This is a genomic window from Acinetobacter sp. ABJ_C1_1, assembly GCF_044684115.1.
GTDB classification, from domain to species: domain Bacteria; phylum Pseudomonadota; class Gammaproteobacteria; order Pseudomonadales; family Moraxellaceae; genus Acinetobacter; species Acinetobacter nosocomialis_A.
In genome coordinates this window covers 1-21,547 of record NZ_JBITPU010000021.1, presented here as the reverse complement: position 1 = coordinate 21,547, position 21,547 = coordinate 1, and the positions used below count along the sequence as shown (strand labels likewise).

Genomic DNA, 21,547 nt, shown 5'->3' with positions numbered 1-21,547 from the left:
GTATAGTGAACATATGTACACTATATTTATAAGTGTTCACTCAGTCAACACTTGTTCACTATTTTTTTTATGAAAGTTTGCTCTTTTTTGTTAGACTTTGGCTCACGGTTTAAATAGGTTTTTTTAATGTCGATACGGGATGAACGAAAACAGCAAAGTCGTCAGGCACTTCTCGATGCAGCCTTGCATCTGAGTACGTCTGGGCGTTCGTTCAGTAGTATCAGTTTGCGTGAAGTTGCACGTGAAGTAGGTTTGGTACCAACAGCGTTCTATCGTCATTTTCAAGACATGGATGAACTCGGTAAAGAACTGGTTGATCAAGTCGCGCTGCATTTAAAAAGCGTTTTGCATCAACTTGGACAAAGTTATTTACAACATAAATCTGCTAAAACCCAAACCAGCATTGAGCTATTTGTGCAGGCAGTGAACCATAGCCCGAAACAATGGCAATTTATGATTGCTGAACGTTGGGGTGGCTCGGAAACCGTTCGTGCAGCCATTGCCAGAGAAATTGAATTTTTAATTGAAGACTTAACGACAGATCTGACTAAGCTCGAAAATTTTAAACATATTCAAAACCCTCAAGACTTAAATGTCTTATCTACCATTTTGACCAATATGTCATTTACATGGGCAATGACGTGGCTCAACCTAGCCAAACAATATCAAGGTGAGCAACTCAAACAGCAGCAAACTGCCTTTATTGAAAATGCATCTACACAAGTTCGCTTACTGTTTAGAGGCATTGCCAACTGGGAACGGTAAAACTGGCAAATGACAAAAAACAGGTTATGTGTTAATACGTAAAGAGTGAAAGAAAAGGCGAAAATTTCGAGAAAAGTCTTTTTCTTTTTACAGGAAGTAAACTATTCGTTAGGCCAAACTGGTGCGGGAATACCTATGAATCTTGATCGTCATACACAATTTTTGATGCGCAAAGAAAAAATTCTAAGCGTTGCTGAAAAATTGTTACTAGAAAACAATCAGGAAATTACTCTAGATGAATTAGTGGCCGAGCTAGATATTGCAAAAGGTACGCTTTATAAGCACTTTAGAAGTAAAAATGAACTTCTGCTTGAACTCATTATTCAAAATGAAAAACAAATTTTAGAAATTTCTCAAAAATATAATACTGATTTCAAAGAGTATGCTCCGCGTTACATGCTTCATCATTTACTCACCCCAGGAAAAACCATTTTATTGCATCAACTTGAAGAAAATCTGACCATGACAGAATCTAAGTTGAAGCACCTTTTTGAAGAGCTGTATGAAATCCGTCAGCAACGTATTCTTGCGATTAAAGATATTACCGAAAGTTATTTAAAATCATTAAATTATGATATGTCGATTCGTGACTATTTATCTTATATCTGGTCACTGACTTACGGCGCATCATTACTTTTAAATTCGACTTATTATCAGCGTTCGATTGGTTCTCGCCAAAAATTGATTAATTTATATATTAATCAGGCATTGTCATTACCCACACAAACCACCAATTTTGATGCGCTAAATTTCCAGATTGAAGAAGAAAATCATCAAAATTAATTGAATTATTTCGTGATTGTGAAAATAATTAAATATTAAAAAAGGGCTTCTAATGAAGCCCTTTTTCTAACGCAATCAAAATTATTTTGCTTTACGCTCTTTCTCAATTAAGTAGTTAAGTACTTGAGTAACTTTACCATCTTCACCCTGTACAACATATTTACCATTTACCACTACAGCAGGAACGCCTGTTAATTGGTACTGTTGAGCAAGTTTATTTGACTCGGCAACTTTTGCAGTCACAGCAAATGAGTTGTAAGTACTATTAAATTTCTGTTCAGGCACACCATAGCGTGTGAAGAACTTAGCCGCAGAAGCTTGGTCAAAAATCTGCTGACCGTTTACCTGAATCGCATGGAATAATGGCAAGTGAGTGTGCTTACGTACACCTAATGCCTCAGATGTATAATAAGTACGTGCCCCTTGTTCCCATACTTTGTTCATAGCAGCTGGTGTACGTACGAAACGTATATCACTCGGCGCCTGTTTTAACCACGCTTGCATATGTGGCTCAAGTTTAAAACAGTGCGGACAGCCATACCAAAAGAACTCACGTACTTCGATTTTCCCCGGTACTTCCACTTTGCCTGGATTGGCAATCACGGTATAGTCTTTACCAGCAACGAAATCTGCTGCCATTACACTACCCGATACGGCCATAATTGCTGCACTCAAACCACCCAAAACCAATTTTTTCATTGCTACAGCTTTTCCTCTAAGTTGTTATGCATTAGCTTATGCCCTAAATATAAAACAAATATGCTAAATTCGTTTTGCTTCTGTGAAGTTTTTTATTGGGTTTATCGCTTTTTTCCCAATAATCGCTACACTAACGGCGAACTACATCAAAAAGATAACCCAAGTTTAGAGGTGACACCATGTCGCAATTGAATGTTGATTTACAAGAAATCGCAAAATTTGAAGCACTTGCTGCCAAATGGTGGGATCAACATTCTGAATTTCGCCCACTCCATCAAATCAATCCATTACGTTTAAACTGGATTGATGAACGTGTTGGTGGTCTTGCCGGTAAAAAGGTTCTTGATGTCGGCTGTGGTGGCGGTATTTTAGCTGAAAGCATGGCTCGCCGTGGTGCAGACGTACTCGGTATTGATATGGGTGAAGCACCTTTAGCTGTTGGTCGCTTACATGCTCAACAAGACAATGTTCAAAATATTGAATATCGCCAAATTCCAGTTGAAGAGTTGGCACAAGAACAAGCTGGTCAATACGATGTGGTCACTTGCATGGAAATGATGGAACACGTTCCAGACCCAGCATCTATTGTTAAAGCATGTCAGGCTTTGGTTAAACCGGGCGGTCATGTGTTCTTCTCGACCATTAACCGTAATCCAAAATCTTATTTGTTCGCGATTATTGGTGCTGAATACGTGCTACGCATGCTTCCAAAAGGTACGCATGATTATCACAAGTTCATTCGCCCTTCAGAAATGGCACATGACATTCGTAATGCAGGCTTAACGTTAAAAGAAATGACGGGCTTACACTACAACCCTATTACGAAACGTTATTGGTTAGCACCAAATGTTGATGTTAACTATATGGTTCATACAGTAAAGACAGGTGCATGATGAAAGCTGTTTTATTTGATTTAGACGGCACGCTCATCGACACGGCTGCCGACTTTATCCGTATTATTCAACAAATGTGCCGTGATGAAAGACGTCCTGTGGTAGAAGCAGATCTCATCCGCACTCAGGTTTCTGAAGGTGCACGTGCGATGGTCAAATTGGTCTATCCAGAACTGGATGTGACCAACCCAATTTTCTTGGCGCATCGCCAGAACTTTTTAGATATTTATGGCAATAATATTGTCGTCGATACAGACCTGTTTGAAGGCATGTATCCGCTTTTAGAAGAGTTAGAAGCTCAGCAAATTCCGTGGGGTATTGTCACCAATAAACCACGCGGTTTAAGTGAGTCATTATTAGAGAAATTAAACTTAACTGAGCGCTGCGCGGTGTTGGTGTGTCCAGAGGATGTTTCTAACACTAAGCCTGACCCGGAACCAATGTATTTGGCTGCAAAACAGTTAAATATTCCAGCAGATGAAATTATTTATGTGGGTGACCATCCTCGTGATATTGATGCTGGTCGCAATGCAAATATGTATACCATCTTGGCAGCATACGGTTATTTACCTATTGAACATCGTGATGATCTAGTTGCTTGGCAAGCTGATTCGATTGTAAATACGGTGACAGAATTACACGAGATGTTACGTCAAAAGCTTCCTGCTCTACAGGAAAATCAGCGTATGATAGGTTAACACAAGAGTTTTACAGGCTTTTTTAACGGTTATTTATATCAATATAAAAAGAAGGAGGTTTACCAATGAAATATTCAGAATATCAACCTCGTCCAGATCTACTCAAAGATCGAATTATTTTAATCACCGGTGCAGGTGATGGAATTGGGCGAGCTGCGGCCCTCAGTTACGCTTTACATGGTGCAACTGTGGTTTTGCATGGTAGAACCTTAAATAAACTTGAAGTAATTTATGATGAAATTGAAGGTTTAGGCGCTCCTCAACCTGCTATTTTACCACTCCAGCTTTCAAGTGCTTCTGATCGTGATTATGACTTTTTAGTGAGTACACTTGAAAAGCAATTTGGACGTCTAGATGGTATTTTGCACAATGCCGGTATTTTAGGTGACCGAGTAGAACTCGCCCATTATCCAGCAGAGGTATGGGATGATGTGATGTCAGTAAATTTACGTGCGCCTTTTGCCCTGACTCAAGCACTACTTCCGCTTTTGCAAAAATCAGATAACGCTTCTGTTGTATTTACCAGCTCTGGCGTAGGTCGCGAAGCGCGTGCACTCTGGGGCGCGTATTCAGTGTCTAAAGTCGCGATTGAAGCTGTGAGCAAGATTTTTGCAGCTGAGCATACTTATCCAAATATTCGCTTTAACTGCATTAACCCAGGTGCAACACGTACAGCAATGCGTGCAAAAGCTTATCCTGCAGAAGATCCGAAAACTTTACCAACGCCAGAGTCAATCATGCCGGCTTATCTTTATTTGATGGGTGAAGATAGCCTGTCGCTCAATGGTCAAAGTATTGATGCACAGGATTAAATAACTATAGATGAAAAGCTAAAATACATTACGGCCGATCATCACATCTGGCTTGGCTATACCTGCAAAGATATATACAAGCCTTTTTTATTATTGATAAAACACTGGATTTATCCGTAATTTTAATTGAAGCATTAAATGATCTTCACAGTTTCTCTGCATTTTGCGCGTACAGTATTCAACATGAGAGACATCAGATGTAAACGAGGATGCATCATGAAAAAGTTGTTCACCATCTTAGCCCTTAGCATCACTGTACTGACCACCAGTATGGCAAGCTTTGCTGATCCTCCATTTGACCGAGGACATGGCCAGAAAGGGCCTAAAGGTGGGCCTCGTGGTGAATGGAATGATCGTGGGCACAAATATGACCGTGACGATGATGAAGATCGTTTTCGCGATGAGCGCCGTATGCGTGAAGAACGCGGTTTTGAGCGTCTAAAACAACATCGCTGGCAGCCAGGTTATGTCATGCCACAGCATTATCGCGGTAATGGCTATAAGGTCGACTATAGAGACAGTAACTTGCCTAAACCAGACCGTAACCAGCAATGGTATAAAATTAATAATGACTATATCTTAGTCGACACAGACTCTAACAGTATTGTTAGCATTCGTGGTTTATAAAACTGATAGCTCCTCACTATTCAGTTAATAAAAAAGGATAAAGCCAATGGGCTTTATCCTTTTTTTTATTTTTTATATCAATAAGATATTAAAAACTTATATATTCTAAATTTCTTCTTATTTGATAGATATTTTTCACATTTATTATTCTTAGCCTTCACGATTTATCTGTAATTTTTCACTAACCTTCAATTATCGAAATTTAATTGATCATTCGAGGTTCATGATGAAAAAACTAACTACAGCAATTGTTCTTTCAATGAGTGGTTTAATCGCAACAACAGCGATGGCTGCACCAAATGATCATGACCATCATGGTAACTACCGAAACCATGACGTCAGACCAGTGAAAGTCATTCACAAAGATGACCATGCGAATATCTGGCGAGAAGGCCAAGTTGTGCCGCATCAATATCAGCATCCACGTTATGTAATTGACTATCGCTCACACCAGAAATTGACCAAACCTGGGCGTTTTCAAAAATGGTATAAAGTGAATGGAAACTATGTACTGGTAAATGAACAAAGCCATAAAATCATTAAAGTGATTCGTTAATTTAATAAAACATCAAACACCCAAATGTAATTTGGGTGTTTTTCTATCTAATACATGCGACTTTAAGCTTTTTTGTTTAGAATCATCTTTATATCTTTTTGCTGTTGATTCGAGATCGGTATGCCAACTAAGTCTTTAGAGAAATCACATAATAACACCCAACATTATGTACATTGGTTCCGACATTCAGCACCTTATATTAATGCCCATCGCGATAAAACTTTTGTTCTAATGTTTGGCGGTGAAGCAGTCCGCGACCCTAATTTCGAGCATATCATTCATGATATTGCTTTGTTGCATTCACTCGGTATTCGCTTAATTTTAGTCCACGGCGCACGTCCACAAATTAATCAAAACCTTAAAGATAAAGGTATCGAAACTCCTTTTTATGACAACAGCCGTATTACCACGCGTGAATCATTAAGCTGTGTCATGAGTGCTGTCGGGTCTATTCGTTTAGAAATCGAAGCACTGTTATCTATGGGATTGGCTAACTCTCCAATGTACGGCGCTCGAATAGATGTTGTATCAGGTAATTTCGTAACCGCTAAACCTTATGGTATTCGTGATGGCATGGATTTTCAGCTTACAGGTGAAGTTCGTTCCATAGATACCGACGCGATTGAGCGTCATCTTGATAACGATAATATTATTTTACTTGGCCCGACGGGTTACTCAACCACAGGTGAAGTATTTAATTTAAGAGCTGAAGAAGTAGCAACGAAAACTGCCACCTATTTAAAAGCAGACAAATTAATCTTTTTAGGTGAGCAACAAGGTTTGCTCAATGAAGAAGGACAGTTATTGCGTGAATTGAGTCCGCATCAACTTGACTACTATATTCAACAATACCAAGCCAGTAGCCCCACCCTAACCCTACATTTACAAGAAGCAAAAAAAGCTTCTCTATCGGGTGTACACCGTGTTCATTTAATTTCATATGCCTATGATGGCGCACTCATTGAAGAACTGTTCACACGTGATGGTGTGGGTACCATGATTACCGATGCGCATTATGAAGAAGTTCGTATGGCGCATATTCAAGATGTCGGCGGCTTAATGAACCTATTACGCCCGTTAGAAGAAGAAGGCATTTTGGTGTATCGCTCACGTGAACGTTTAGAGCAGGAAATTAGTCAGTTTGCGGTTATTGAACGAGACGGTATGATTTTGGCCTGTGCTGCTCTTTATCCAATTCCTACTGAATTTAATGAAACTCGTTCGGCAGAAATTGCTTGTGTAGCAGTACACCCAAGTTATCGCAAATCCAACCGTGGTAGCCAAATTCTGCAATTCCTGGAGGAAAAGGCCAAACAACAAGGCATTCGTCAATTATTTGTTTTAACAACACGAACTGCACACTGGTTTTTAGAACATGGCTTTCACCAAGTTACTGTGGATGAACTACCAAATGCCCGTCAGGCACTTTATAACTACCAAAGAAATTCTTTAGTCTTTAAAAAACTGCTTCCCTAGGCTTTGCATTTTTTAAGATATTCTTATTTCAGATAAGCTTAGTCCAAAAAGTACAACCATACATACTATTAATATATGGTTGTACTTTTTTTAAATCTTTAAATTTTATTCTTTTAATATTTTTCATTTTATTTACAAAAACTTAAACACTATTTTTTAAATATTATTCTGTTTAATAAATCATTTTTTTGCATAAGTTTATCGCCGAATGTTTTTAGCTTTTTTTTGCATAAATAAAGACTGAATACTTATTTTTTATGAAATAAAAATCCCTTTAGGGTATCTGCTCATCTAATTATTTTTCTTTTTCTCTTTCGGGGAGCACGAAACCACATGGCACTTTTTAATTCCACTTCATGGGCAAAATATTCAGTCATTGCTGCCAGCCTTGCGGGAGTGATGATGCTAGGTGGTTGTGCCAAAAAAGAGGAACACACCACCACAACTTTAAATATTGGATATCAGAAATATGGCATCCTTCCTATTTTAAAAGCACGTGGTGACTTGGAAAAAGCACTCAAAGATCAAGGCGTACAAGTGAAATGGGTTGAGTTTCCTGCGGGACCTCAATTACTTGAAGGTCTAAATGTCGGAAGCGTTTCCTTGGGTGAGGCAGGTGAAGCACCACCTATTTTTGCTCAAGCAGCCAATCCAAATTTAGTCTATGTTGCAAACCAACCTGCTGCACCAAAAGCAGAAGCGTTATTGGTACAAAAAGACTCTCCTATTCACTCTATTCAAGATTTAAAAGGCAAACGTGTCGCACTGAATAAAGGTTCAAATGTTCACTACCTTTTATTGAAAGTTCTAGAAGCAAATCACTTGAACTTAAGTGATATTCAACCTGTTTATTTACCACCATCAGACGCACGTGCTGCTTTTGAAAAAGGTGCCGTCGATGCATGGGTGATTTGGGATCCGTTCTTTGCAGCAGCTGAACATCAAATTCAGGCTCGTGTTTTAGCGACTGGTGAAAACTTGGTAAGCAATCATCAGTTTTACTTAGCTGATCGTAAATTTGCAGAAAGTAACCCGAAAGTTCTAAACACTGTTGTGCAGACACTCAACCAAACAACCGAATGGGTTAGCACGCATCAAGATGAAGCGGCCAAGCTACTCGAAAAACCTACTGCACTTGAGTTTGATGTACTCAAAACTTCTATTTCACGTATGGGTTTTGGTGTTCAGCCAATATCTGACAAGGTAGCCCAAGAACAACAATATGTAGCCGATGCCTTTTATGCGCAAAAGCTCATTCCAAACAAGCTCACCATTCAAGATGCCATTTTAAAACTGAAATAAACCCAGCTTTGGCACAGCTTAAATAACGATATAAATGCTGTGCCTTGCCTTAAGGGAACAAGGATATCTATATGCAACATCAATCATTATTTAATAAGGGTCAGTGGACCCAATTAGTTAAGCGCTTTAGTGCAGTCGCTGTCTTAGGTTTAACGATTGCTGCACCTGCTTGGGCAATAGACCCTACTGTAAAAGAACTTCGTATCGGTTTTCAAAAAAGCTCGATTAACTTCGCGATTGCCAAACAGCAAAAATTATTTGAACAAGAATTTCCAAATGCCAAAATCACTTGGAATGAGTTCCCAGCTGGTCCGCAAATTTTAGAAGCCTTGGCTGTCGGCTCACTCGATATTGGAGTCACTGGAGACACACCACCAGTCTATGCTCAAGCAGCGGGCAAGCCTTTATATTACATTGCTTATGAAGCGGCTAAGCCATTGGCGTCGGCAATTTTAGTTCCTAAAAACTCACAGCTCACCCAACTTAAAGACCTTAAAGGCAAACGCATTGCGTTGCAAAAAGGTTCCAGTTCACATTACCTGCTCGTACAGGCTGTGCGTAAAGCGGGCTTAAAATGGAGCGACATTACGCCAATTTGGCTCACACCTGCCGATGCTCGCGCTGCATTCCAAAAAGGTGCCGTTGATGCATGGGCAATTTGGGACCCTTACTACGCTTCAGCACAACTAGAAGACCAAGCTCGTGTACTTGCTTCAGGTAAAGGTTTAAGCCCGAACTATACCTTTTATTTAGCCGCTCCAAATTTTGTTAAGCAATATCCAAAAGCTGTTCCTGAACTCATCAAACAAATCAATCAAGCTGACAAATGGGTTCAAAGTCATCAAACAGAAACGGCAAGCGCGATTGGCCAAAGTACAGGACTTAAACCTGCGACCAGCGATTTATTCATTAAACGCCGTCCACGTCCATCAGCAGCAGCTCCGCTGAACAGCAAAGTGATTGCTGAACAACAGCAGCTTGCAGATATCTTTACTCAACAAGGCATCATTCCAAAACCAATCAGCATTAAACAAGCTGTTTGGGGTGCCAAGTAATTTCAATAGACATATAGGTAATGCACATGAAAATTTTCTGGTTTATTCCTACCCACGGTGATAGTCGCTATTTAGGTACAAGTAAAGGCGCTCGTCAGGTTGACCATGCCTATATGAAGCAAATTGCTGTGGCAGTAGATAATTTGGGTTACGAAGGTGTACTTATTCCAACGGGCCGTTCATGTGAAGATCCTTGGATCACGGCGGCTAGCCTTATTGATGCAACTCAGCACCTTAAGTTTTTAGTTGCGTTACGTCCGGGGGTAACCACACCAGCTTTAGCTGCACGTATGGCTGCAACATTTGACCGCCTATCGAATGGTCGTGTGCTACTTAACTTAGTGACTGGTGGTGATGAAGCCGAACTGCGCGGTGACGGTTTATATGAAGATCACTCAACGCGTTACCAAACTGCTAATGAATACGTAAAAATCTGGCGTGAAATTTTGACGCGTTCACATACAGGTGAAGCTTTTACATTCCACGGTGAACGTTTACAAGTAGATGATGCAAAACTACTTTACCCACCTGTCCAAAAGCCTTACCCACCACTTTGGTTTGGCGGTTCTTCAGACGTTGCTGTAGACCTTGCAGCTGAGCAAGTAGACACTTACCTCACTTGGGGTGAACCACCAGCAGCCGTGAAAGAAAAGATCGAGCATGTTCGTGCAAAAGCAGAGGCTAAAGGCCGTAAATTAACTTATGGTATTCGCTTGCATGTGATTGTTCGCGAAACCAACGAACAAGCATGGGCAGCTGCTAACGAGCTTATCCAATATTTGGACGATGCAACTATTGCTGCAGCACAGAAAAAATTTGCACAAATGGACTCCGTAGGCCAACAACGTATGGCCGCGCTACACGGCGGTAACCGAGACAAGCTAGAAGTCTCTCCAAACCTTTGGGCAGGTATTGGTTTAGTCCGTGGTGGTGCAGGTACGGCATTGGTAGGTGACCCAGAAACAGTTGCTGCTCGTATTCAGGAGTATGCGGATCTTGGTATTGATACCTTCATTTTCTCAGGCTATCCACACCTTGAAGAATCAATTCGTTTTGCAGAGTTAGTATTCCCGTTATTACCAATTGAGACCCGAGCTAAACTTGCTCAGCCAAACTTAACTGGTCCATTCGGTGAGATTATTGCCAACAACTATGTTCCAGACGAGAAGAAGCAAAATAGTTCCGTCAAGGAGCCTGCATGAGTAAAAATACAACTATTGTTTCACGTGGAACAAGACAAATCGGGCAGCGTTTGCTGCCTTGGATTTTCCCAATTGTTCTATTGGTTATCTGGCAAATTGCCTCAAGTTCTGGTCTTTTAGAAAACCGTATTTTGCCAGCCCCGACTGCTGTCGTTTCCGCTTTCTGGTATCTTCTCGTTAGCGGCGAATTATGGCATCACGTTAAGGTAAGTGCTGGTCGTGCACTGCTTGGGCTTCTAATAGGCGGTGGTTTAGGTTTGCTATTAGGTCTGCTCAATGGGTCTTCGCGCTTCGCCTCTACCCTGCTCGATACGACCTTGCAAATGATTCGTAATATTCCGGCTCTTGCGCTTATTCCGCTTGTGATTTTGTGGTTTGGTATTGATGAAACAGCAAAATTATTCTTAGTTGCAGTAGGTGTTTTCTTCCCTATTTATATCAACACCTATCACGGTATTCGTTCAGTCGATCCACAATTGATTGAGATGGGTAAAAGCTATGGCCTTTCCCGCTGGCAGCTTTACAAAGAAATTATTCTACCTGGTGCGATGCCTTCTATTTTAGTCGGTTTACGTTTTGCTTTAGGTTTGGTTTGGGTATTACTCATTGTGGCCGAAACTATCTCAGCTCAAGCTGGTATTGGTTATATGACCATGAATGCACGAGAGTTTTTGCAAACAGATGTAGTTCTGGTCGGTATTCTTCTTTATGCCCTATTAGGTAAGTTAGCCGATGTTTTAGCACAAATTTTGGAACGCTATTTACTACGTTGGCACGCTGGTTATCAAAAATAAGGGAGCTTAAAATATGACAAATCTGAATTTAAATATTAATCAGAATGACGTAGAGCTCATTCCAGAAAATCATCCAGAGTCACAAGAGCCTGTAGTAGGTGCAGAGATTCTGATTGAACAACTTTATAAATTTTATGGTGAGGTGAAAGTTCTTGAAGATCTTAACCTGCATATTCAACCGGGTGAATTTTTAGCGATCGTTGGCCGTAGTGGTTGCGGTAAAAGTACCTTATTACGCTTAATTGCCCAACTTGAAAAAGCCAGTTTTGGTGAGATCAAGTTTAAATCTGCCCGACATTTACGTGAAGGGATTACTAACGATGACATTCGGGTTATGTTCCAAGACCCCCGCCTACTTCCTTGGCGAAATATTCTTCAAAACGTTCAACTTGGACTACCAAAATCACAACATGCATTAGCAGAAGAATTACTGGAAAAAGTGGGTCTAAAAGAAAAATCGGGACAGTGGCCTTCCCAGCTCTCAGGTGGTCAACGCCAACGTACAGCCTTGGCCCGTGCGTTATCGCATACTCCACGTATTTTGCTGTTAGATGAGCCGTTAGGTGCATTAGACGCGCTCACCCGTCTTGAGATGCAAAGCTTGATTGAACGTCTATGGAAAGAGCAAGGGTTTACTGCCATTTTGGTCACACACGATGTGAGTGAAGCAGTGCAATTGGCCGACCGTATTATCCTATTAGATAAGGGGCAAATTGCCCAAAGTTTCCAAGTGAATTTGCCACGTCCGCGGAAAAAGAGCATAACTTTTGCCCAGCTTGAACAACAAGTACTCGACGCAGTCTTAGCAACTTAAGGTTAAGATGAGTAATGAGAACCATTCAACTGAAAAGTGCCCAATTAACGAGCAATAAAACTGATGATTTATTGCTCTTTTTTAGGGCGAAGATCAAAAAATATTTTTAAGAATAACAATAAACTAGTGAATCTCTCTATTTTTTGCACAATAGTATATCTATTGCTCAAATAACTATCCGTTTTTTCACTAAAAAAGTGAGACACCTGTGCACAAATCAAACGATTTACCTTACAATGGGAACACTATCTTTTTAATTTATGCAGCAAATGGAACAAAAGAAGAGTACTCAAAAGCGCAATCAGCTTCTTGCTGCCGCCCTTGATGTGTTTTCACTATATGGGTTTAGTGGTGCAAGTCTGGATGAAATTGCCCAACTCGCTGACATGCATAAGTCGAATATTTTCTATTACTATGAAAATAAAGAGTCTTTATATGTGGAAGTGCTGACCACAGTTTTACAAAAATGGCTTGCTCCCTTACAAACTTTAGAAGCTGAGTTAGAACCAGCCGAAGCTTTGTCTCACTATTTAATACAAAAAATCGAACTTTCTCGTAGCCAACCAAAGGCTTCGCGATTATTTGCTTTGGAAATTATCCAAGGGGCTCCGCACATTTTGCCTATACTGAAAGGGCCTTTGAAAAAGCTATTCAAGCGCAAAGCCAAGGTTATTCAAACATGGCAAGAAGAAGGGAAAATTTCTCCAGATATCGACCCTGAGCTGTTAATACTCAATATTTGGGGCCTTACGCAAAACTATGCCGATTTTGCCACTCAAATGGAAATGGTGACTGGTAAAACACTTCGTAACCGTAGTATGTTCCAGCGCTCGATTGAGCATACGGTACATATGATGCTCTACGGTGTATTACCTCGCTAAAATAAAAAAGATCGGCAAATTTGCCGATCTTTTTTTAGAAATGATTTTGATAAAGAGCCAAGAGCTTTTGCGCACCCAATAATAAATTTTCTTCCCAATCTAAATGAGCAGTATCATCTGCACCATCAGTAATATATTTCACCGAAATTAAACGTACACCTAGCTTATGGCAAACTTTGGCTAAGGCATACCCTTCCATATCCACCACATCACACGCGACTTTTGGCTGGCCAGTTTCAAATGAATCCCCTGTCCCGCAAATCCCTTTTGGCAAATCAGCAAAATGTGGTTGAAGATGAATTTCAGCTGGCAAGTGATCATCTAACGGCGTTACACCGACTTCAAACCCTAATGGTGAAACATCCATATCACGTTGTACAAAAGTTTTTACTTCGACCAAATCATGTCGATTAAAAGACGAACTTCCTGCCGAACCTAAGTTAATTAAAGTTTTACAGCCTGTTTTTTGAATAACTTCAAATGCTTTAAAGGCAGCGTTGATTTTACCTATACCACTGTAATGGACTTCAATACCTGCTTGCTCAAATAAGCCTTTAGATTCATTAGGAAGTGCCATAATTAAAGCGATATCTTTGTTCATTCAAAAAGGCTCAATTCAAGATTAATAAATTAGAAAATAAGTATAAATCAGGTGCAAAAGCTTTTTGCACCTTTTCATCATTACTGCATTTTTTGTTGTAAGGCAATTAAACATGGAGAGAAGAACAGATGCCCACTATAGGCTCCGGCTAAGGTTTTCTTCATTACAACGCTCCACATCACTAATAATAAAACACTGAGTGCCACCGCAACATACTGTAAAAATACAACTTCAACCTGATGCCCTAAATTAAATAAAGCCAGAATAAACACACCTAGTGGAAAGGTTAAGCCCCACCATCCCAAGTTAAATGGAATACCTGTTTTTGCATGACGAAGCGTTGTTAAAATTGCAAGACCCAACCACCATAACCCAAAGCCTAACAGTACCAAACTGCCCACCACGCCTAATGCTTGAAATACATTGGCAAACTGTTCAAATCCTACATTTGGCGCCACTCTTTGTGCCTGTTCACCAAGCAACAATAGACCTAAAGCACCTGTGCCAATTGGGCCTAAAGACAACCAACTAGAAATTGCGACTTCTTTTTCCGGTAATTGATGCAAAGCCATACGCAACATTAAAATCGTTAAAATGGCAAATGCAGGTAATACAGAAATCCCCCAGAGTACATATCCCGCTAACAATAAATGAAAGCTATGCAAATCTGCTGGTAAATGTGCAACTAACATGCCCGCAGAACTTGCTGCGACTTCACATGCGACCACAGGTAAAAGCCAGATTGCAGTCATGGTATGTAGATGATGGTTCTGACGGCTAAACATACAAAACGGCACAATCCACGCAATTGCTAGCGCTAAAAAGACATCGACGTACCATAAAACTTGAGCAATATGGATTGCCACTTCACCGTAAAGGCCGACACCGAAGCTTAAAAAGCCATTTAATATGGTTGCGAGCCCCATTGGAATAGCGCCTAAAAACAAGCTCATATTTGGATGATTAAATATTTGCTTCGCTTCATGAGGGAAAAGAAACCACCGCAATAAATAAAGACCTGAAAAAACACTAAATAGAACAATATTGAATTGCCATAACAGTGTAGCCAGCATAAATAAAAATGATTTGGCAAATGGAAGCTGAATTAAAATCATACTGACCACACCAGTACCCATAGTTGCTGTAAACCAATTTGGGGTAAAATGCCGTATAACATCTTTACTTTGATTTAATTGGTAAAAGGGTCTTTTCATCTTGAGTCTCTAGTCAAAGAGTGGATAAAGCTATAGTAGGATAAATTAATAATAAGAAAAATTGATTTATTTTTATTTAATTCATCATTTTTTTAGATATAAAAAGTATTCGTATTGAAAAATACCTGAGTAAAAACACAACAACAAGACGAATCTGTGAGATTATGGCAATATATAGCCCTTGCAAAAATAGCCATATTTTAAGTTCATGAAACTGCTTCGTCTTAATGCGTTATCGCCCAATTTCCAGTTGCCGCAAACAGCGGTAACTATTGGTAATTTTGATGGTGTCCATTTAGGTCACCAAGCGATGATTGCTCAACTGAAAAAAATTGCTGCAGCACAAGGCTTAAAAACATTGGTCATGATTTTTGAGCCACAACCGCTTGAGTTCTTTAAAGGCTACGATGCCCCACCTCGTATTAATTCATTACGGGAAAAAGTTGAATACCTGGCTGAACTTGGGGTTGATTACATTGCGGTTGCCAAATTTGACCAGCATTTCCGTAGCATGAGCGCATCACAATTCGCAGATTTATTAAAAGACAAATTAAATGCGCAGGCTTTGGTTTTAGGAGATGACTTTCATTTCGGCAAAGACCGTCAAGGCAACAGCGAATTTTTAAGAAATTACGGCTTTCAAGTCACGAATTTACATACGATTGAACTCGAAGGTGAACGCGTCAGTTCAACTCGTATTCGCCAAGTGCTTCAAGTGGGTAATCTCGCTTTAGCAGCTAAATTATTAGGCCGTCCGTACAGTATTACTGGACGAGTTCAATATGGCGACCAAATTGGACGAACTTTAGATTTTCCAACGATTAATGTCCGTCTCAACCGCCATAAGCCTTGTTTAAATGGTATTTATGGCGTTGAAGTCATTTGCGAAACAACTTCGCTAACTCAAAAAGTGCTTCAGGATAATCCTGAAAAGCCAGGAATTGCCGGATATCATGAAAATAGCCTTTATGGTGCAGGTCATGTCGGTACTCGCCCAGCCATTCAGCAAGAGCATCCAGAGTGGAGATTAGAAGTACATTTCCCTGATGTTTCTGCTAATCTGTATGGCTTATTTATGCGGGTGACTTTTCTTCACTATCTTCATGGTGAATTGAACTACCCTTCGCTTGAGGCACTTAAGGCAGGAATTGATAATGACGTGCAACAATTACGACAATATCGTAACGACACGACACAATTTCCTTTTTAATTCGAATTTTGATTGTAAAACATGTCGGCTCCCAAGCTGATTAAACTGGAAGACAACTTGCATGAGCGATAAGCAAACTACTGAAAATGCAGTGGACTACAAAGCCACGCTAAACCTGCCGGATACTGAATTTGCAATGAAAGCAAATTTGGCAGTACGTGAAGTGAAATGGTTAGAAGAGTGGTATACCGACAACATTTATCAGCAGATTCGTGCATCGCGTATTGGTAAGAAAAAATATATTTTGCATGATGGCCCTCCATATGCGAACGGTACAATTCACTTGGGCCATGCGGTTAATAAAGTACTCAAAGACGTCATCGTAAAAAGCCGTACTTTGGCAGGTTTCGATGCGCCATATGTTCCGGGTTGGGACTGTCATGGCTTGCCAATCGAACTAAAAGTTGAAGAAAAAGTAGGTAAAGTGGGCGAAAAAGTTGACGCAGCGACTTTCCGTAAACTCTGCCGTGAATATGCGCTAAAACAAATTGATTTACAGCGTACTGACTTTAAACGTCTTGGTGTTTTAGGTGATTGGGATAATCCTTACCTCACCATGAACTACAAGCAAGAAGCCGATATCGTTCGTGCTTTAGGTTTAATTCAAAAAAATGGGCATATCCAGCCGGGCTTAAAGCCAGTGAACTGGTGTATGGATTGTGGTTCAGCACTTGCTGAAGCTGAAGTTGAATACGAAGATAAAAAATCTGACGCAATTGACGTTGGTTTTGGCGTTGTAGATTTAAAAGATTTAAGCGCTCGTGTAAATGTAGACGTTCAAGATCCAACGGATATCGTGATCTGGACCACTACACCTTGGACATTACCAGCGAACCAAGCAGTTGCATTGCATGCCGAAATTGAATATCAATTGGTACAAGTGACTACTGAGCGTGGTAAGCAAAACTTTATTCTTGCTAAAGACTTAGTTGCTTCTGCAATTGAGCGTTACAAGCTTGAAAACCCAGTTGTTTTAGCTGACTTTACTGGTTCAGCTCTTGAAAACCTTACTTTACAACACCCTTTACTTACCGATCGCCAAGTTCCGGTTATTTTGGGTGAACACGTTATCGCAACAAGCGGTACAGGTGCTGTACACACTGCGCCTGGCCACGGTGCAGATGACTATAAAGTAGGTATTCAATACAACCTCAAAGTTGAAAACCCAGTGGGCGGTAACGGGGTTTACTTACCAACCGCACCAATCTTTGCTGGCGAGCATATCTATAAAGCCAATCCAAAGATTATTGAAGCTTTAGGTGCTGTAGGCCGCTTATGGGCTCATCAACCGATTAAACACAGCTACCCACACTGCTGGCGCCATAAAACTCCTATTATTTTCCGTGCTACACCACAATGGTTTATCAGCATGGATCAAAAAGGTTTACGTGAAGGTGCGCTTAACGCCATTGAAAACGATATCGAGTTTGTACCGAACTGGGGTAAAAACCGTATTGAATCAATGATCGAAGGCCGTCCGGACTGGTGTATCTCACGTCAACGTACTTGGGGTGTACCAATTCCTTTTTTCGTTCATAAAGATACGAATGAATTGCATCCTCGTACGCCTGAACTTATCGAAGAAGTTGCAAAACTTATCGAACAAGAAGGTATCGATGCATGGTTTAACCGTGAAGCCAAAGACTTCATTGGTGAAGATGCTGAACAGTACAATGCTGTTCGCGATACACTTGATGTATGGTTTGACTCTGGTACAACGCATTACGCTGTACTTGAGCAACGTGAAGAATTAGAAAGCCCTGCTGACTTATATTTAGAAGGTTCAGACCAACACCGTGGCTGGTTCCAATCTTCTTTATTAACATCTATGGCAATTCACAATCGCGCGCCATACAAAGCCTTGTTAACACATGGTTTCACAGTGGATGAAAATGGCCGTAAATTGTCGAAATCTTTAGGCAACTATATTCCGCTTGAAGAAATCATCAAACAACTTGGTGCCGACGGTTTACGTTTATATGTAGCGTCTAGCGACTATCGCTATGAAATTGCAGCATCAAAAGAAATCTTTAGCCGCGTAAGTGATAGCTACCGTCGTATCCGTAATACGCTACGCTTCTTGCTTGCAAACTTAAATGGTTTCAAACCAAGTACAGATGCTTTAGCAGTAGATGATCTTATCGCTCTTGATCAATACATCTTGCAACGTGCAAATGAAGTACAACAAACTATTATCACTGCATATGAAGAAATGAACTTCCATGTCGTGTGTAGTGCGTTAACAAGCTTCTGTATTAATGACTTAGGTGGTTTCTACCTAGATATCATCAAAGACCGTCAATACACCACTAAGGCTGACTCACAAGCACGTCGTTCTGCACAAACAGCGCTTTACCATATCGTACAAGCATTTGTTCGCTGGATGAGTCCTATTCTAAGCTTCACAGCTCAAGAAGCTTGGCCACTTATTCCAGAACAAACTGAGAAGTATGTATTTACAGCTGAATGGTATGACCTACCTGTTTCATCAAAAGCAAACTTGCTTTCTGAAGCAGACTGGCAAACATTGATTAGCGTAAAATCTGCAGTAAATAAACAGATTGAAGCAGCTCGTAACGCTAAACTTGTCGGTAGTAATCTTTCAGCCAAGGTTGAACTTTGGGCAAATGAATCATTACAAACAGTTTTAAACCAACTGGCTGATGAACTCCGTTTTGTTCTTATTACTTCGCAAGTAGTAGTACATCCATTTGCTGAACAAGGTGAAGCAACTGAAATGGAAGGCTTACGTGTACAAGTATCTGCAGCTGAAGGTGAAAAATGTGCACGTTGCTGGCATGTCCTTCCTGATGTAAATACACACGCCGATCATCCTGGTTTATGTGGTCGTTGTATTGTGAACGTCACTGGTCGTGGCGAAGTGAGAAAATATGCCTAATTCACAAGCTAAAAAAGGCTTATTCCAGTTTTATCCGCACAACCTCATTTGGCTTGGACTTTCTGTCCTTGCCATTGTTTTGGATCAATGGACAAAATGGATTGCAAGTACACATCTGAACTATGCAGATCCTGTACCTGTGCTTCCATTTTTAAACTGGACACTATTACATAACTATGGTGCAGCCTTTAGCTTTTTATCTGATGCGGGGGGATGGCAACGCTATTTCTTCACATCTTTGGCAGGCTTAGTTTCAATACTTTTTGTATTTTGGTTGCTGCGTATGCCTAAAAAAATGGTGGTGCTACCTGTAGCTATCGCTTTAATTTTAGGTGGAGCACTCGGTAATCTAATTGACCGTATTACTTTAGGTTATGTGGTCGATTTCATTCATGTTTATTACCAAAATCATCACTTTCCAGCTTTTAATATTGCGGACAGTGCCATTACTCTAGGTACCATTTTGCTACTCATCGATACATTCTTCCTTGAGAAGCAAAGACCTAAAAATTCGGATGCATAATATGACCGAAATTATTCAACCTAATGAAGAAATTCGTATTACTGACGGTTCTAAAGTTGACCTACACTTTTCTGTTGCTCTTGAAAATGGCGTAGAAATTGACAATACACGTAGCCGTGAAGAACCTGTTAGCTTGACTATTGGCGACGGTAACTTGTTACCAGGTTTTGAGAAAGCCTTATTCGGCTTACGTGCAGGTGATCGACGTACTGTACATCTTCCACCAGAAGATGCTTTTGGTCCTTGGAACCCTGAAAATATACAAACTTTTGATACGGTTAAATTCGAACAACGACCTATTCCTGGTCACATGATCGAGTTTGAAGATAAAGCAAAAGCAACTTTATTTGGTGTCGTGAAGTCAGTGAATGATGATATTACTGAAATTGATTTCAACCACCCTTTAGCTGGCAAAAATATTACTTTTGAAGTAGAGATATTCAAAGTAACTCCAGCTGGCCAGCAAGGCATTAAGTTAATGTAAAAAAAGCCCTCGATTGAGGGCTTTTTTATTATTTAAGTTTTATGCATGACATAATAATCCTTACAAATTCTATATTCTCACGTCCTATGTAATGAATTAAGTTATAAAGATAAAAATCCTTAGGAAAAATATATGCTGGTCTATATTGTCGTGGGAAGTGTTCGTGAAGGACGTACAGCAATTAAAATTGCCAATTGGGTAGAATCAACAATTCCAACATGGGGTCTAAAAGATTTCCAAACCGAAGTAGTTGATTTAAAAGAATGGGATTTACCTCTGTTTTCAGGCTCTCACCCACCCGCTACCGGAATTTATGATCAACCTAAACAACAAGAATGGGCAAATAAAATTGCTCAAGCAGATGCTTTTATCTTTATTAGCCCAGAATACAACCACGGTTACAGCCCAGCTTTAAAAAATGCACTCGACTATGTAGGGAAAGAATGGAGTGGTAAACCCGCTGCATTTATTGGCTATGGCTCAACAAATGGCTCTCGCTCTATTAGCCAAATACGCCAAGTCACTTCAAGTTTAAGTATTGTTGACCCCAATGCTGTAATAGAAATACGAGATATCTTTAAACGTAATAAAGATGAAAAGTTTGAAGCCAATGAATTTGAAGTAAAAGGTCTTCAATCAATTGTGGAGAAGCTGCAAAAATATCATTTGTCTTAAATTGAACAAAAAGCCTCTTTTTCAAACAAAAGGGGCTTTTTAATTTTATAAATTTTTTAAATAATTCACTACATCTATATTACCAGCCATTTCTGCTAACTGTAGTGCTGTGTATTCGCTTTTATAAGCGACATGCGCCCCTTTTTCAACCAGGAGCTTCACTATCACTAAATGATCATTCTCAGCTGCTGCTTGTAAAGCACTATACCCTTCCTCATCTATCTGATTAGGGTCTTCTCCATCTATTAATAATTGTTTTACTTGTTCTAGATCACCTAAAAATGCCCAATAGATCAACTCTGGAAGAGAAAGTTCTTCATTATCTTCAGGTAGTTGAGAGAAAGAATTAAATTTCACGAGATCACGCCAAAATAAAAAGCTTCTTCATTATATCTCTGAAGCAGAGCAACTGTGCAAATCTGATTTTTTGGAAGTGAGTTTTATTTTATTCCACGCAATAAAGCAACACCCCAATCTCTTTCGAGACCGGGGTGTTTAGAATAATGAGCTGGCGATGACTTACTCTCACATGGGTAACCCCACACTACCATCAGCGCTAAGAGGTTTCACTTCTGAGTTCGGGA

23 protein-coding genes are annotated in these 21,547 nt (G+C 40.1%); 19 read left to right on the top strand and 4 right to left on the bottom strand.

Annotation, left to right across the window (positions count from 1 at the left end):
- The first annotated feature begins 126 nt into the window (after positions 1–126).
- Complete coding sequence (locus ACG59Z_RS17430) at positions 127–765, top strand: TetR family transcriptional regulator (protein WP_000027529.1); 639 nt, start codon at positions 127–129, stop codon at positions 763–765.
- A gap of 135 nt (positions 766–900) precedes the next feature.
- Entirely contained in the window at positions 901–1,548 is a 648-nt protein-coding gene (locus ACG59Z_RS17425; RefSeq protein WP_209834843.1) for a TetR/AcrR family transcriptional regulator, read from the top strand.
- 81 nt (positions 1,549–1,629) lie between these two features.
- Here the strand turns inward: ACG59Z_RS17425 and ACG59Z_RS17420 are convergent, their stop codons facing one another.
- Positions 1,630–2,247, bottom strand: coding sequence for a thiol:disulfide interchange protein DsbA/DsbL (locus ACG59Z_RS17420; RefSeq protein ID WP_400200572.1), 618 nt, complete (start codon positions 2,245–2,247; stop codon positions 1,630–1,632).
- A 179-nt stretch (positions 2,248–2,426) separates the two neighbouring features.
- On the opposite strand from ACG59Z_RS17420, the gene ubiG reads away from it, so the two are divergent.
- The 12 genes from ubiG (at position 2,427) to ACG59Z_RS17360 (ending at position 13,357) form a co-directional block, all read left to right on the top strand.
- Entirely contained in the window at positions 2,427–3,140 is a 714-nt protein-coding gene (gene ubiG / locus ACG59Z_RS17415; RefSeq protein ID WP_263612644.1) for a bifunctional 2-polyprenyl-6-hydroxyphenol methylase/3-demethylubiquinol 3-O-methyltransferase UbiG, read from the top strand.
- Positions 3,137–3,838: an HAD family hydrolase gene (locus ACG59Z_RS17410; protein WP_400200571.1), complete on the top strand. Its 702-nt coding sequence runs from the start codon at positions 3,137–3,139 to the stop codon at positions 3,836–3,838. Before ubiG ends, ACG59Z_RS17410 begins: the two co-directional genes overlap by 4 nt.
- Before the next feature lie 65 nt (positions 3,839–3,903).
- Positions 3,904–4,650 carry a YciK family oxidoreductase gene (locus tag ACG59Z_RS17405; protein ID WP_400200570.1) on the top strand — a complete coding sequence of 249 codons (747 nt, stop codon included), beginning with the start codon at positions 3,904–3,906 and terminating at the stop codon, positions 4,648–4,650.
- Positions 4,651–4,866: 216 nt separating this feature from the next.
- Positions 4,867–5,277, top strand: a complete 411-nt coding sequence (locus tag ACG59Z_RS17400; RefSeq protein ID WP_263612641.1) for an RcnB family protein — start codon at positions 4,867–4,869, stop codon at positions 5,275–5,277.
- Between the two features lie 226 nt (positions 5,278–5,503).
- On the top strand, positions 5,504–5,833 hold the full coding sequence (locus tag ACG59Z_RS17395) for an RcnB family protein (RefSeq protein ID WP_400200583.1): 330 nt from the start codon (positions 5,504–5,506) through the stop codon (positions 5,831–5,833).
- 120 nt (positions 5,834–5,953) lie between these two features.
- The gene (gene argA, locus ACG59Z_RS17390; protein ID WP_396463723.1) at positions 5,954–7,309 is read left to right on the top strand and encodes an amino-acid N-acetyltransferase; all 1,356 of its coding nucleotides are present in this window, start codon (positions 5,954–5,956) and stop codon (positions 7,307–7,309) included.
- Between the two features lie 333 nt (positions 7,310–7,642).
- Complete coding sequence (locus ACG59Z_RS17385) at positions 7,643–8,611, top strand: sulfonate ABC transporter substrate-binding protein (RefSeq protein ID WP_022574307.1); 969 nt, start codon at positions 7,643–7,645, stop codon at positions 8,609–8,611.
- Positions 8,612–8,682: 71 nt separating this feature from the next.
- Complete coding sequence (locus ACG59Z_RS17380) at positions 8,683–9,666, top strand: sulfonate ABC transporter substrate-binding protein (RefSeq protein WP_400200569.1); 984 nt, start codon at positions 8,683–8,685, stop codon at positions 9,664–9,666.
- Positions 9,667–9,692: 26 nt separating this feature from the next.
- Positions 9,693–10,868, top strand: a complete 1,176-nt coding sequence (gene ssuD / locus ACG59Z_RS17375; RefSeq protein ID WP_000689549.1) for an FMNH2-dependent alkanesulfonate monooxygenase — start codon at positions 9,693–9,695, stop codon at positions 10,866–10,868.
- A complete protein-coding gene (gene ssuC, locus ACG59Z_RS17370) occupies positions 10,865–11,662 on the top strand; it encodes an aliphatic sulfonate ABC transporter permease SsuC (protein WP_400200568.1) in 798 nt (265 codons plus the stop codon). Before ssuD ends, ssuC begins: the two co-directional genes overlap by 4 nt.
- Positions 11,663–11,675: 13 nt before the next feature.
- Positions 11,676–12,476 (top strand): ABC transporter ATP-binding protein, encoded by an 801-nt coding sequence (locus ACG59Z_RS17365; protein WP_004706121.1) that lies wholly within the window; start codon positions 11,676–11,678, stop codon positions 12,474–12,476.
- Between the two features lie 260 nt (positions 12,477–12,736).
- Positions 12,737–13,357 (top strand): TetR/AcrR family transcriptional regulator, encoded by a 621-nt coding sequence (locus tag ACG59Z_RS17360; protein ID WP_002050490.1) that lies wholly within the window; start codon positions 12,737–12,739, stop codon positions 13,355–13,357.
- A 34-nt stretch (positions 13,358–13,391) separates the two neighbouring features.
- Here the strand turns inward: ACG59Z_RS17360 and ACG59Z_RS17355 are convergent, their stop codons facing one another.
- Together ACG59Z_RS17355 and ACG59Z_RS17350 are read right to left on the bottom strand one after the other, a co-directional pair.
- On the bottom strand, positions 13,392–13,958 hold the full coding sequence (locus ACG59Z_RS17355; RefSeq protein ID WP_006581412.1) for a 5'-methylthioadenosine/S-adenosylhomocysteine nucleosidase: 567 nt from the start codon (positions 13,956–13,958) through the stop codon (positions 13,392–13,394).
- Positions 13,959–14,038: 80 nt separating this feature from the next.
- On the bottom strand, positions 14,039–15,172 hold the full coding sequence (locus ACG59Z_RS17350; RefSeq protein ID WP_400200567.1) for a TDT family transporter: 1,134 nt from the start codon (positions 15,170–15,172) through the stop codon (positions 14,039–14,041).
- Positions 15,173–15,380: 208 nt separating this feature from the next.
- Here ACG59Z_RS17350 and ribF point away from each other — a divergent pair, with 208 nt between their 5' ends.
- The 5 genes from ribF to ACG59Z_RS17325 all read left to right on the top strand — a co-directional run bounded on the left by ribF (position 15,381) and on the right by ACG59Z_RS17325 (position 20,963).
- On the top strand, positions 15,381–16,382 hold the full coding sequence (ribF, locus tag ACG59Z_RS17345; protein WP_400200566.1) for a bifunctional riboflavin kinase/FAD synthetase: 1,002 nt from the start codon (positions 15,381–15,383) through the stop codon (positions 16,380–16,382).
- A gap of 61 nt (positions 16,383–16,443) precedes the next feature.
- A complete protein-coding gene (ileS, locus tag ACG59Z_RS17340) occupies positions 16,444–19,281 on the top strand; it encodes an isoleucine--tRNA ligase (protein WP_400200565.1) in 2,838 nt (945 codons plus the stop codon).
- Positions 19,274–19,804: a signal peptidase II gene (gene lspA / locus ACG59Z_RS17335; RefSeq protein WP_001133879.1), complete on the top strand. Its 531-nt coding sequence runs from the start codon at positions 19,274–19,276 to the stop codon at positions 19,802–19,804. Before ileS ends, lspA begins: the two co-directional genes overlap by 8 nt.
- Before the next feature lies 1 nt (position 19,805).
- Positions 19,806–20,288: a peptidylprolyl isomerase gene (locus tag ACG59Z_RS17330; RefSeq protein ID WP_004884037.1), complete on the top strand. Its 483-nt coding sequence runs from the start codon at positions 19,806–19,808 to the stop codon at positions 20,286–20,288.
- A gap of 132 nt (positions 20,289–20,420) precedes the next feature.
- Positions 20,421–20,963: an NADPH-dependent FMN reductase gene (locus tag ACG59Z_RS17325; protein WP_400200564.1), complete on the top strand. Its 543-nt coding sequence runs from the start codon at positions 20,421–20,423 to the stop codon at positions 20,961–20,963.
- 45 nt (positions 20,964–21,008) lie between these two features.
- Here the strand turns inward: ACG59Z_RS17325 and ACG59Z_RS17320 are convergent, their stop codons facing one another.
- Positions 21,009–21,320, bottom strand: a complete 312-nt coding sequence (locus tag ACG59Z_RS17320) for an ankyrin repeat domain-containing protein (protein ID WP_400200563.1) — start codon at positions 21,318–21,320, stop codon at positions 21,009–21,011.
- Positions 21,321–21,547: the final 227 nt, after the last annotated feature.